We start from the raw sequence: 13,502 nt of genomic DNA on the forward strand, positions 1-13,502 counted from the left end.
GGACAGAAGTAATTAAGCAACTTTTTGGGAATGGGTCCGGTATTCTACCGGACTCATTCCTTTTAATTTAAGTTTGATACGTTTAGTATTGTAATAGTCTATGTAATCTCTTAGTTTATTGATAAAATCTTCGCAAGAAGTAAAGTCTTCTAAATACAGCAATTCTGACTTTAGTAAACCGAAGAAATTTTTCCATCACGCTATTATCCAAACAGTTCCCTTTTCGGGACATACTTTGGATGATGGCGTGATTTTTTAATGTCTCTTGATACTCCTTATGTTGATATTGCCAGCCTTGGTCTGAATGTAATATACATCCTTGGCTATTAGGTCTCATAGTAAATGCCTTATTTAGCATAGAAAGCACTTGCTTTAATACAGGGCGTTCAGATATTTCATAAGCGACGATTTCACCATTATACATATCTAGGATAGGCGATAAGTATACTTTGCGACCAAATAAGTGGAATTCAGTAATGTCTGTTGCCCATTTTTGATCTGGTTTTGTAGCATTAAAGTCTCGATTGATGATATTAGGAGCGATTTTTCCTTCGGAACCTCTATATGATCGATACTTCTTAAGCCGAACCTGGCAGGTTAATTTCTCTTCTTTCATAAGACGCATTACAACTTTATGATTTATACAAAATCCTAATTTATGTAGTTCTACAGTGATTCGACGATATCCATAACGACCCTTATTTATCGCTACAATTGTACGAATAGCTTCTCTTTCATCTGCATATTTGTCTCCCTTTTTTATAGCAGCAAGACGTGCATAATATGTACTTCGACTGATACCAAAATAATTGAGCATAAACTGAAGTGGATATGTTTTCCTTAGTCTTTCAATTGCGATTGTTTGTTTTTTTTACAGATCGGTTAGGTTTAGCAATTTTACGCATTTCTTCCATAAAATCATTGTAAAACGAAAGTTCATATTTTAACCGGGCATTCTCTGCTTCAAGTGCTTTGATGCGTTCTTTGTCAGACTTAATAGATTGATTATTTTGTTCTTTAGGTTGTTCTTTAGGTTGTTTTTTAGGTTGCATAGGTGGTCTACCTTTAGGTTTAGGCTGTAATCCTGATATTCCTTCATCTAAATAACTCTTTTGCCAAATTGCAATTAAGCTAGGATTATCTAAGTTAAATAATTCTGCTGTTTCCTTAAAGGATAAACTATTTGCCCATCTAGTTTCAATAACAGTTTGTTTAAATTCAGCTGAAAAATTACGTTTCCTTATTCTTCTGTTTGTCGAATAACCATTCTTATACTTAAATAACCAGTTACGTACGGTACCTTCAGGAATATTTAATTCTTTAGCAGTTGCATGGAATCCCCATCCACGCTCAAATAGATAGTAAACTTTTTCTTTGATTTCTTTAGAATACTTTGTCATAAAAAAACTGCACCTCCAAAAATTGTGTCCAATTTTTGGGGTGCAGTTCAACCCTAACGCAAGCCCTTTTTTAAAATACTTTTTCACGCTAACCTCCAAAAATTTAACAATAAATACCCTAAAATCCCTAATCAAGTACATTTCACTTCTTGATAATTTGATTATAATATACGATTTAATATCCTGTAAATCAATTTTTTTATATAGTTTTCAACAAAACAAAAAACGAAAGGGTTGTAACGAAATATCGTTATAAAACGATTATTTCAGTTACAACCCCAAACAAAAACAGTTTTTATATACAAAAACTATGCCAATACCTTCTTAAAATAGTTAGGTGCCACTTCCTCAAAATCAGAAAAATCATAAAACTGCTTATCAGCAAGCTTCATAATTTTTTTCTGTGTTGATTTAGATAATTTATCATATGAGTCATGAACTACGACACTCATAAAAGGGTAGTTTGCAACTTGCAATGTATAAATATTAATAATAATATCTTTAGCTTTTGATTCACTGCTTACAGGGAATAGAAATATGGATTTATTATTGTTTTTAAAAACATAATCAATTTTCAAATCTGTTTCGTCACTTAATGGTATAAAACCCTCTTGAAATAAATACTTATTTAATGATTGGTTTACAAATTTATTAACCTTTTCATAAAATATGCTTGCTACTGTTTTGCGTTGTAATAAAGTAAAACTCAAAACACTCGTAATTAATTGCGTAAATTGCATTATATTATTAAACAATTGGTCTAGAGTGCTAGACATTGAAATCACACCTGTCTCTAAATCAATATTTCCACGAGCTTGATAGACTATTCGATGTAATAATTGAGTCTTATTATCAGTATCTATATCAAATACATACGATAGACGCATTAAAGTTAAACCACAGTCTATAATGTTTATAGCATTCACGTCATTGATTTGAAGGAAAATATCAAACATATCTCCATCAGGATGAAATACAGGGATCATTAATTGATACAATCCATCACGTTTTTTAACTAACGAAAATTGATTTGCAAAAGATTTTCGCAAACAATCTTCCACAACTTTTATATCCATAATACCCCTTCACCTCTTTCTATTACTTTTCAAACAAAGAAACATTCCAAGCTGATGGAAAATAATCTTTTGCATCTAAAATACTACATGTTGTAAGGAAATAATAAATGGCACTGTCAAAAGTAGAATAAGAACTGGTAACCTCTATACTTTTCTCTACAGTATAAAAAGTCCCATTATAATCTTCTAATTTGCACCTATGAATATGAGTAACAAAATGCTCTTTCAAACTTAAATTTCCACCATGTGGTCCATTGCATCTAAAAAGAATAGGATCATTATCAAATTCACTACATAATAATTGTAACCCAATAGAATAATTTTCAGGCAACATCTCGCTTTGACGCATGAAAACTCTGAATTTTTCATTATATTTATCCGAATAAACTTCAAATGTTTTTCTTCTGCAGCCACTCTGAATTGTAAATTCCTTCCTTGGATTTTTAATAATTCGCTTAGGAATAGAAATCAATTCATCTAAATATTCCTGAGTAATAGGTGACTTAGCCAATTATATCATATCCCCTCTTATAAAAATATATCTGTATTTTTATTCTAAGGTTATGCAGTCATTTATCATATATTGCTATAAACTTATAACCCTTTCCCTATATTTAAACATATGTTCACTTTTATTATACTACTTCTATCCTTAGCAAACAATGGTAAAACAAAGCAAAATATCAATCATTTATCAATTTTATTATCATATCACCACTCTTTTTCCACGAGTTAGCTCCGTCTTCCCTATACCCCTCCTTGATTCTCAACTCCAAAACACTTATAATCAAATCAGAAGGTATTATATAAGGAGGTTATTATTATGAAAAAATGGTTATCTGCACTAGCACTCACTGCTGTTATCGGTCTCGCAGCATATCCTATGGTTCAGGCATATGGGAACTCCCCAATGAACGGTTATCAATATGATAATTCCGGCTATAATAATGGGGCTCCATGCTACGGCTATAACGGTTATAACGGCAATTATGGCTCCGACGATAATGAACGCAATACTATGATGTACAACGGCAATAACTATGGTCATCATCACATGATGAACTACGACAACAACTCGCGCTCCACCTATTGTCATTAATCACTCCACTTATTGTCATTAATCGATCTACCTACGGCCGTTAATATTTCTATCTATGGCCGTTAATATCTAAACTTAAATCGAAAGGGTCAGTAACGATTTTATAAAAGTTAAAATCGCTACTGACCCTTTATTGTTTAATAAGGCTTATAGGACAAAAAGTGTGTGTGGCTTTTTTAAATTAATCCCAATAAATTGGAAATTCCGTGGACATATGGAACTCATTCCAAACAATGGCATCCCCCCATTGCGGCAAGATATTATCCACACGGTTATTCCGCATTATCCTACGGTAAGTAGCAGCGATTGTTTTATCTGTAGGCATACATTTTAATATTTCAGCAACAGGAAGCGGTCTAGGTGAGTGCTCGTAACACCACCAATAGACCGCTTTTAATCGTCTTTCTAAGGATAACCCTCTGTGATCTCGTAACATCCCCCTAAGTTGCGCATTAACGCCTCCTTCCAGTCGATTGTTCGTTGTAGGTACGGTAATATCTACAAACGTCAGGTAGGTAAATAGAGTGTCATCTCTAATTAATCGTAAAAGTCCTGCCTCAGCTTTTAAGAGGCGTTCATGAGTAGCCCTTTTATTCCCATTTTCGTCGACTGTCATTTCCCGTAAGAAGTCATCAAACTCTTCTCTCCAAGCTAATAATCCATCAATCCAAGTATAGGCATCATCTATCGATTGAATCTTAAATAAACGCTTTGCCAGTTCATATAAAGCCTTGCCGGCTATTGTTTTTGGTGCAGAAGTTGTATACCTTCTTACTTGTGCAAAAACATGAAATAAGCAGCGTTGATGGTTACTTGTCGGCCACCTCTTTGCTAAGGCCTTAGCAAATCCAGATCCGCCATCTGAGATAACAACACGCGGAGGAGCAATACGGTCCATTAATGCCTGCCAAGCTCTAGAGTTCTCATATCTACAAACATACCAGCCTAATACATGGTCCTTACTACAACAAATAAGTACACAGAGCTTACGCGTTAGGTATATGCCGTCAAAGTAAAGCACATCATATACTTCCTCAATCTTTGGTGGGAGGCACCATATGGACCAAAATTTAGACGTTTTACGTCTAAATGTACGCCCTCTTCCAGGCATATGCTGCTGCAATTGTTTACTAAATAACCATTTCAAAAACAGCTTTAGACCATTACTATCAGTGTTAATTTTGTTAGTGAAAGCGACTTTACAGTGCTTACAAAACCATCGCTGAGAACCGGATTTCAATATACCGTGTTTTATACATTTTCGACCACAATCAGGGCAAACTACTTGTTTAATATTAATCATCCTCCTATTTATGTTTTTATTTAGGAAGATATAATACCATTTTAGTCAGTAGTTATGTGGGTTCACGTATGTTTTTACACACACTTTTTGTCCACCCTTTATCTTTGTCAAAAAAAGATAAAAGTGCTATAAACCCAGTATCTATCTAGGTTTACAGCACTTTTTACACACACTTTTTGTCCTATAACTCTTTAATAAGACTTCTATTCTATTATTAATCCTCTATTACTCTACATACTCTAACGCTACACACTCTACATATTCTACTAATCCACATCTTCACTGAGACTACGCTGCCCCAAGTTCGTTTTCAACATATCGCGGGTATATTTATATAACGGAGATGCTAAGCTATTGGTTTCATCATAGTGATTAGATTTTATGTTGAGAATGCCGCACACCAATTCATAGGCCAAGTCATTGGTGAAGTATTTATTTTTATTGTCCAATAAGGCTTGATACGTTTCAGGATATTTTTCAATATAATTATCTGAAAAATACGTAAACATCGGAATGCGCACGGTCCCAAAACCGCCGAAGTCCGGTGAACGTCTTTTATCCGGAATCGTGGCATGATCGGAAAAATACAGCATAGCCTGCATATTGAGCTTTTCCTTACCGTATTCCCAAATCTTTTGCAAAATATAGTCCGTATAGGCAATCGAATCAATATAATTATTAATCAAATCATATTTACCCGGTTCGCTAAATTTGGCAAAGCTTTGCGGATAGCGATTAATAAAATTGAAGTGATTTCCCTTTAAATGAACTACTACAAAGTTATTTTTAGTAGGATCAATTTCATCAAGATACTCTAAGAGCATTTCATCATACTGAACCTCATTGAGATTCTGTTTTGTCCATTTGGCAGTCCCCGATGTATTAGCCACCAAGGTTACTGGTGTATCAGCACAGCCCAAGTGCCCCTGATTGCTGTACCAATGCGTCGTATAGCCTGCTTTATGAGCAATATCAATAATGGAACACGAAGTGTAAAACTGTTTATCATTGTATTGATTAAACTCAGTTAAAGCGCGCTCCAAAGAAGATACGGTATGAGGAATACTGGAATAGCTGTTAGGGTACAAAATAAAGTGGGAATCCTGTTTTTTAGCCGACAGCCAAGGCGTTGTTTCATGCTCGTAATCCGTAAATGCCGACATATAATCACGCGATGCGGATTCACCGATGACTAAAATAATAGTGGATGGTTCCTTAAATTCAGGCACCGATGGAGTTACTTCCAAATCCTTAATGCGCTCTTTCATATTCGTCTGATACAACATCGTGGTTTCAAAGTATTCTTTAATATCAAAATATAATTCCACAATACCCGTACGAATGAAAACACCCTTGCGTTTTTTCCACAAATAAATGCCAAGAACTAGGCTAAGGCCGGCCAAAAAGATAATTTGCCATAAGGCCAGCATCACACTCGTATACTCCAAATTAGCCCAAATAAATAAGGCGTAGAGCCCTGCTACTAAGGCAAAGGTTATAATGTTAAACCCAACGGAAAACGACTTAAAATACTCAATAATCTCATTATAATGAGTTTCCTGTATCATCATCCCATCTTCGGTCACACAGGTCCGATACAGGTAGTAATAGACCCATTGAGCAAACGGAATCATAAAAATTAGAAACTCAACCGTTGCCAACACCGGCATGAATACATTCGGTAACAAGTTTAAAGATATTACCAATAACTTCAAACTCATCATCCAGCCGATAATGTACATGCCAAACACGGGATCAAAGTGAAAACCGAAGTCTGTTGAACTCTTACGGTATGTAATGAAATATAATAACGGATACGTCGTAATCCAGAGGAATCCCGTAAGTAAACTGGTGCTCAAATAAGGGGCTGTCAGTGGTACTTGCCCCATCATAATAGGAAGTACGGCTACAATCGCACAGGGTAAAAAACGACGCAATTGTAAAAATGTGGCCTTATTTCCCAATCCATGAGACACACTTAAATAATAAAAATAAGAAAAGAAGTATAAGCCAGGGGCTAAATATACTGAGTTTATATCCAACGTCCCTCTCCCCTTTCTATATTGTGTTGCTATCTATTAAATATTTTTTGACTGTAATTATCAATATTTATTAACGCTTGATAACCTTGTATATTTTCTTTGCTAATTGCAATATCAAATGCGACAAAATTTTAATCACGAATCTATATGTTTAATAATTCTAGTTCCTGTGTAAATTTTTCTTTAGCTGTAACAAAGCCAAATATCTCTCTAGGTAAACCGTTAATCCAATTTTCAATGTGTTCAATGGCTTCGGGAGAATAGCTATTCATAGACCTTCCTTTAGGGATAAAACGTCTAATAAGTGAGTTGTGCTTTTCATTAGTGCCGCGTTCAAACGAAGCATATGGATGACAGTAATACACATCAATTGTAGGAAAATCTAGGGTTAAAGCAGAAAACTCATTACCGTTATCAGATGTAATCGTTTTAAAGACGCTAGGACCTAAATCACCATAACTAGCTATAATTTGTTGGAGACCAGCTCTTACAGCTTCGCTTGTCTTGCTAGCGATTTTAATTATATGACGTTTTCGTGTTTTACGTTCATCTAAGGTGAGTAAAACCGGTTCAGCGCCTCGTTTACCAATTACGGTATCTATTTCCCAGTGTCCAAATTCTTCACGCGTTATATCGCGCATTTCGATGCTTTTCCCAAGGACTTTTCGATTGTTGCGTACTCTGATTTGCTTTGTTTTACGTGATACACGATTAGCAAGATCTATGTTTTTGGTTTTTAAAAGCCCCTGATCAATATAGTTGTATAGAGTCTTAGCACAAACCATCTTTGAAAAGATACCTTCAAGTTTTGCTCGACCACAAACCATATTAGAAGACCACAAATGCTTTAACATCAGGTTATCGGCATAGCTGACAAAATCGTATGCATTAAGTAACTTCAATGGTGGTCTTGAGTTAATCCGGTTCTTTTCATAAACTATTTGGCCTGTTTCAGCGAAATACTTTGTGTGTTTCTTTAAATTAGAATCTAATTGTTCTACAGTACCGCGTTTTATCTCGCGATAGATAGTAGAACGATGTACCTTCAATTCAATGGCAATAGCAGCCACTGAAACCTTTTGCTTAAGAAGTGCTTCAATTTTGCCCCGTTGAATTGGCGTAAGATGTTTGAAAGTTCTTTTTTGTGTGTTAGAATAATCGTAAGACATGATATCGTTCCTTTGCGAATTTTTTGTGGTGAAAATATTCTAACACAGGAACAATATTGTGTCTTATTTATTTGTCGCATTTGATTATACTATGAACCTTGTATATTTTCTTTAAAATTTAAGTAAAAATTTCGTAAAAACACTTATGCTCCAATTATAGTACCACAGATTTATAAAATGCTCTAGAGAATTTATCTTTAAAAATCAATTAGTTTGAAATTTTACGATTTTTTATTATTATAATAATAACTTTCAATTATTGATATCACTTCAGACAGCAAAAAGGCCTCCCATGATGTCTTTTCAACATCATCGGAGGCCTTACTATTACTTAAATCACTTATTCAAATTTATACTATACAGTCTATCACCTAGAACTTCCACGACATACCGCCGTTAATTTCCCAAGCATTTGAATAGGAGCCGCTAAACTTGCGTTCAAATTCGAACCAGAGACTTCTATCATGGCTTAATTCAGCCTGTAACCCGACACCTAAATCATACCAAGTTTCTTTGCCGTCACGATTGTAATCAATGCGTTCTAAACCGTCAGCGGATATAAAGGTAATACCGCCGTCACCGGCAAATTCATGGAATACATCGCCTTTAATGTACCACGATGTTTTATCATCAATATTACGGCCCAAACGGAAACCTAAGCGGCTGATAAAACTGTTCACGCTGTCCAATTGATGATTGATGCCGTCATTGCTGATGTACGATTTACTATTCATATGGGTGTATTGTAACTGCGCCTGAGGTTCAAGATACCAACCGTTTTTAAGGTTGAAGTTACGGCCATATTCTACACTGCCCTGTTGATACCAAGTACCAAAGGAGCTCCGTGATTCATCGCCATTCACTAAGAATGTACGACTATCACCGTTTAATTTGCCGACACGAGCTACCACATCCAGATAATGGCCATTATTACCTAACCAAGTATGATAGAACGATCCGGTGTAACGGTTATATTCGTTCCGTCCATCAGTGAACGATGCATTGCTGCGAAGATATGTAAACGATGCCCCTTGATGAATCGTACTGCCATCATCACGAGATATTACATAATCTTTGCCTACTTCAAAACGATTGCTGTGGCCGGAATAAGCGTCACGGCCATAGCGATTATACGACGTGCGAGCCCAAATACCGTCTGCATCAGCATTGGTATTCATGTACCGTGCTTCACCCATGCGTTTATTCAACGTATCCACTTCGGTTGTAAGATCATACATAATTTGCGAGTTGATACGACCACTCGGAACAATCGGACTTTCTGTATACTCTACGGTGCCAAAGAACCAATCCGTTATAGTATCTGTAGCTGCTCTAGCCGTTACTGTAGTCATATCCGCGGCACTATCCAAATCTGTTGTCGTATCGATTGTAGTATCGGTATCAGTTGTTGCACTCGTATCCGTTACATTCGTTGTTTCAGAAGTTAAGCCGATAATATAATCATATAAGCCGCCTTTTGCTACATTACGCTGTGTAATCCAGCTTGTGAAAACCGCATCACTATTCGTCAGCGTAGCAAAATACAAACGGTCATTTATCTCCATATTTTCTAAATGCATCAGTGATCGCTCGCTTAACAACGTGAAAGTACCGGTAGCACTTTCGGTAGCGGTAATATAATCGCTGTTATCCGTTTTTTCTTTTAATCCGCCATTGCTGTTCCAGTCGAGATCCATAAGAACCAACCCGTCACCGTTTCCGGATAAATTATTTGCGGTAAGACTCGTACCTGTATGTGTGTAATCACTCATATTAAGAAAGGAGCTATTTTCTAACTTCGTCAACGAGCTGTCACCGGTTACTCGCCACACAGCACCATTTTGTAACGCTATATTGATAGCCGGCGCTTCTTCGATATATGGATTTTCCCAATCATCTTCATCGCCCCAATTATCCTCATCATCGGTACTATCCGATTCATCGGCATCATAGGTTACATAATTATCTAACTCTTCATCATCTCCATACTCTTCTTCGTCATCAATGACATACACCTTGTCGATGTTTTGTATTTTCGTGGTGCCTGTAAACGATGAGCTAGGCGTATCAAAGAGTATATCAATCTGTCCATTAAGGGCTTGCATATTACCCTTTACATTCTTATCTACGTCAGTAGCAAGTGCCTGGATACGACCGGCAGACTCAGTATAGAGCGCGTTGTCTTTAGCATTAATAACAAGACCTTTATTAAAAACAATGTCACTGTTATATTTTGCTTCAGCCCCTGTTTCAACCCCATCAATTGCAACGTCGTCATTAAAACTAATCTTTGAAAGATCTTCGGCCCATGGATCTACATCAGATTCCGTCGATGCACCAATACCGACACCATATATGAAAGTTTCGCCATTAAAATTAATTTTCCCGGTACCTAGCGATTTAGCTCCAATACCGGCACCGTCTATGAGAGTTTCACCATTAAAATTAATATTCCCATAATAATCTGCATAGGCTGCCGTGGCCCCTTCATTTTCTACTGTAATTGTACCGGCCGTCAAATTAATGTTACCGTTCTGAACGCGAAGGCTTGCCTGAGAGCGCTCATCTGTTGTTCCCGTGGAATGCAAGTAAATAGAGTCTCCCGCATTTAAAGTAATATCACCACTTTCTGCATAGAGCATTGTATGTGGCACACCGATAGCTAAATTTATGTTCTTATCGGCTTGTAATTCAACCTTACTACCCCCGCGATAGGCTACAAGCATACTAGTCTTATGCGGGTATTTCTCTGAAAAGGCAGACATGTCTCTTCCTTCAGCTACCCAATCAATTTCATTCGCTTTTAAGAGTGCCTGCGAACCATACGTGGTTGACACCAGTTGCTGCGTATTACCTGTAATAGCTTGTGCCTGTAACTGGATATTTGCCTTATTTTCTGCCGACACAACAGGCATATAACCCGGTACTTGTTCACGGAAATTAATATTACCCGCGGCGGTTACAACTGCGTGGCCCCCATATTCCAAACCAATTAAATACGCATACTGATTTCGATTAAAGTTAATATCATTACCTGCTGTTATCGTTGCCTCAGCATTATTAGCAAAATACAAAATCGGTAGTCCCTGGACAGCCGCAATATCACTATAGGTATGATTAAAGTTAACATTATGATCTGCTTCCAATTGAATCTTAGCACCATAATATGCACTGAGTGTGTTGGCCCTTGCATAATTATTAAATACTAAATCATTGCCGGCGTGCATAGATAATGTATTCTTATTCCCCACAACAAGCATTGGATTATCTTCAAAAACTTCACTCTTATTAAAAGTAATATTATTGGCTTCATAATTGATAGTACTGCCATTACCTCTTGTAGCAATTACCAAATTATGACGATCAACTGTACTTTCAATAGTGTCAGCATTGTGAAAATTGATATTAGTATTATCCTTTGTTATATAGATACCAGCCGACTTAGCATCTATGGCTAAGGAATGACCGTTCATATCTAAATCTAAACTGCTGTTTTCACTTTTACCGCTATATATAATAATAGAACTAGCATTCTCTGTACTTTGAGAACTAATAGTAACATCGGATAGTGCCGTAACTTTTTGTTCACCGTCAAGTCTATATAAGATATTTCCTGCCGGAAGGTCATAATTACCTTCAATGGTATCACCGGTCAGCGGATAATCCGCTGCCATAGCACCCCCTATATAAGTTGTGCTCAATAAAGCTCCCAATACCAATACACGCAATAATCGTTTGTTTCCCTTTTTACCCCTCATGTATACCACCCCGTTTTTAAAACATCTATCTCCACACCTAATTTTTCACAATCCCCTTAAAATCTATATGTTTTATCCGAACTGCCATATATGTAAATCACCCCCCTAAATACATATATTTGTATACTTATTATATAATTATTTTAATAAGTTGTCAGTAATCAACTTAATTTACAGATAGAAAAAATCATCATATACTCATAATTAAAAATGAATTGAAAATTTATAATCTATTCATCTAAAATAATTCGTTGAAATATCTTATTTTCTTAGCATTTTCCATCACCATGCAAAATCCAAATATTTATTAAATTACCAACATATTATATAATTAAATAAATACTTTTCACTAAAAGGAGTCCATCATGTCCAAAAATAAGAAAAATTCAAATGCCCCTACCGAATCAGCTGCTCCGGAATATGCTACACATGACGCAAGAGCTGCCCTAGAGTCTCGCTATGAATCCTATTTAAAGTCAATTGGCAAAGAAAATATTTCCCAATTAGATAATGATGAACGACTGGAAATGCTTTTAAACTTTTTTAAGTCAGATCACAGTCAACCGAAAACCGGTATTTCAAGTATGGATAATATTTCACCTAATTTCGGCGAAAACAATATAAATAATCCTACTAAACGACTAACTAAGGCTACCGCTCAAACGAGTGACGACTATCTCGAGCTGGCTAAGCAAACACCGGCCCCTAATATTCGCTTACGTTATTTGCGAAAAGCACTCGAACTTGACCCGCTCAACTTTGATGCCACCTCTATACTAATTAATTTAAAAGATTTATCTCCGGAAGAATTAGTTAAAGAATATAGTAAAGCCTATGAAGATGCTAAAAATACCCTCGCTAAAGAAGGCTATATGACACAAGATTGCATCGGAGATTTTTGGCTTATTTTAGAAACACGCCCTTTTATGCGCCTTATGTATAACTATATGATTGCCTTAATTAATACTAACCGCTTACATGATGCGATAGAGCTTTTGAAGGAAGCGTTGACTTTTAACACCTCCGATAATTTAGGCTTACGCTATGACCTCATGCATATATATGTCAAATTACAGCGCTTTGATGACGCTTTAAAACTACATGCACAATATAAAAAAGACGAGCGTTTATCTATGCTCTTACCGCTCTCGGTACTTTATTACACAACAAGGAACTATACTAAATCACGTAATATACTGAAAAAACTAGCCGCCTCAAAGCAATTTTGTGATGTCTTTACTCTTATAAATAGTTATGGATTAGATTATGCCGTAGAAGAAGCTATACCTTCTATGCTACCGGATGCCTATGAAGAAATAGCCGCTAAAGAACTATTAATGACTTTAGAAAACGGCTCATACCTCTATCGAGATTGTCAAAGCTATTTTGAATGGGCTTATGAAGAGTTGGAAGCGTTAGATTTATAAAACAATAAAACTCATTTACTTTTTAATAGATATAAATTTCAAGTGCCGGTACGCCCATCGACGTACCGGCACTGTTTTAACTTTAAATAATATAACTCGATTAAATAATCCAATATCTTACTATTTCTTGGGTGTACTAAAAAAGAAACAACTCCCAAATCAATGCGCTTGATTCCTCCGTCTACTTTTACCATGCTTAATATAGATAACTTGTGCTAAATTGCACTA

Annotated in this window: 11 protein-coding genes; 2 read left to right on the top strand and 9 right to left on the bottom strand. The window is 36.1% G+C overall.

The features are described 5' to 3' along the window. Window positions 1-12 precede the first annotated feature (12 nt). The 5 genes from CCC71_RS08870 to CCC71_RS08890 form a co-directional block, all read right to left on the bottom strand. The gene (locus tag CCC71_RS08870) at window positions 13-162 is read right to left on the bottom strand and encodes an IS3 family transposase (RefSeq protein ID WP_296333465.1); all 150 of its coding nucleotides are present in this window, start codon (window positions 160-162) and stop codon (window positions 13-15) included. Then, entirely contained in the window at window positions 116-817 is a 702-nt protein-coding gene (locus CCC71_RS08875; protein WP_296333467.1) for an IS3 family transposase, read from the bottom strand. The genes CCC71_RS08870 and CCC71_RS08875 overlap by 47 nt, the downstream gene beginning before the upstream one ends. 31 nt (window positions 818-848) lie before the next feature. Further along, on the bottom strand, window positions 849-1,487 hold the full coding sequence (locus tag CCC71_RS08880) for a helix-turn-helix domain-containing protein (RefSeq protein ID WP_226974258.1): 639 nt from the start codon (window positions 1,485-1,487) through the stop codon (window positions 849-851). Between the two features lie 221 nt (window positions 1,488-1,708). Then, window positions 1,709-2,476 carry a DUF1828 domain-containing protein gene (locus CCC71_RS08885; protein WP_021841289.1) on the bottom strand — a complete coding sequence of 256 codons (768 nt, stop codon included), beginning with the start codon at window positions 2,474-2,476 and terminating at the stop codon, window positions 1,709-1,711. A 22-nt stretch (window positions 2,477-2,498) separates the two neighbouring features. Beyond that, window positions 2,499-2,987, bottom strand: a complete 489-nt coding sequence (locus CCC71_RS08890) for a hypothetical protein (RefSeq protein WP_021841288.1) — start codon at window positions 2,985-2,987, stop codon at window positions 2,499-2,501. Between the two features lie 312 nt (window positions 2,988-3,299). Between CCC71_RS08890 and CCC71_RS08895 the strand changes: the two genes are divergently transcribed. Continuing rightward, complete coding sequence (locus CCC71_RS08895; RefSeq protein ID WP_295243844.1) at window positions 3,300-3,575, top strand: hypothetical protein; 276 nt, start codon at window positions 3,300-3,302, stop codon at window positions 3,573-3,575. Window positions 3,576-3,756: 181 nt separating this feature from the next. Here the strand turns inward: CCC71_RS08895 and CCC71_RS08900 are convergent, their stop codons facing one another. The 4 genes from CCC71_RS08900 to CCC71_RS08915 form a co-directional block, all read right to left on the bottom strand. Further along, window positions 3,757-4,869 (bottom strand): IS1249 family transposase, encoded by a 1,113-nt coding sequence (locus CCC71_RS08900; RefSeq protein WP_296333633.1) that lies wholly within the window; start codon window positions 4,867-4,869, stop codon window positions 3,757-3,759. Window positions 4,870-5,144: 275 nt separating this feature from the next. Then, a complete protein-coding gene (locus CCC71_RS08905) occupies window positions 5,145-6,920 on the bottom strand; it encodes a phosphoethanolamine transferase (RefSeq protein WP_296333469.1) in 1,776 nt (591 codons plus the stop codon). 143 nt (window positions 6,921-7,063) lie between these two features. Beyond that, a complete protein-coding gene (locus CCC71_RS08910) occupies window positions 7,064-8,089 on the bottom strand; it encodes an IS30 family transposase (RefSeq protein ID WP_296333470.1) in 1,026 nt (341 codons plus the stop codon). A 371-nt stretch (window positions 8,090-8,460) separates the two neighbouring features. Beyond that, window positions 8,461-11,847, bottom strand: a complete 3,387-nt coding sequence (locus tag CCC71_RS08915) for an autotransporter outer membrane beta-barrel domain-containing protein (RefSeq protein ID WP_021840945.1) — start codon at window positions 11,845-11,847, stop codon at window positions 8,461-8,463. A gap of 365 nt (window positions 11,848-12,212) precedes the next feature. On the opposite strand from CCC71_RS08915, the gene CCC71_RS08920 reads away from it, so the two are divergent. Next, entirely contained in the window at window positions 12,213-13,274 is a 1,062-nt protein-coding gene (locus CCC71_RS08920) for a tetratricopeptide repeat protein (protein ID WP_295282340.1), read from the top strand. Window positions 13,275-13,502: the final 228 nt, after the last annotated feature.

Source organism: Veillonella sp. LMAG:90, assembly GCF_008679445.1.
Lineage (GTDB): Bacteria > Bacillota > Negativicutes > Veillonellales > Veillonellaceae > Veillonella_A.

What these genes read in the sequence shown, in the direction of transcription:
- CCC71_RS08915 (WP_021840945.1), bottom strand. Translation starts at nt 11,847, where the DNA reads ATGAGGGGTAAAAAGGGAAACAAACGATTATTGCGTGTATTGGTATTG.
- CCC71_RS08875 (WP_296333467.1), bottom strand. Translation starts at nt 817, where the DNA reads ATGCTCAATTATTTTGGTATCAGTCGAAGTACATATTATGCACGTCTT.
- CCC71_RS08895 (WP_295243844.1), top strand. Translation starts at nt 3,300, where the DNA reads ATGAAAAAATGGTTATCTGCACTAGCACTCACTGCTGTTATCGGTCTC.
- CCC71_RS08885 (WP_021841289.1), bottom strand. Translation starts at nt 2,476, where the DNA reads ATGGATATAAAAGTTGTGGAAGATTGTTTGCGAAAATCTTTTGCAAAT.
- CCC71_RS08910 (WP_296333470.1), bottom strand. Translation starts at nt 8,089, where the DNA reads ATGTCTTACGATTATTCTAACACACAAAAAAGAACTTTCAAACATCTT.
- CCC71_RS08920 (WP_295282340.1), top strand. Translation starts at nt 12,213, where the DNA reads ATGTCCAAAAATAAGAAAAATTCAAATGCCCCTACCGAATCAGCTGCT.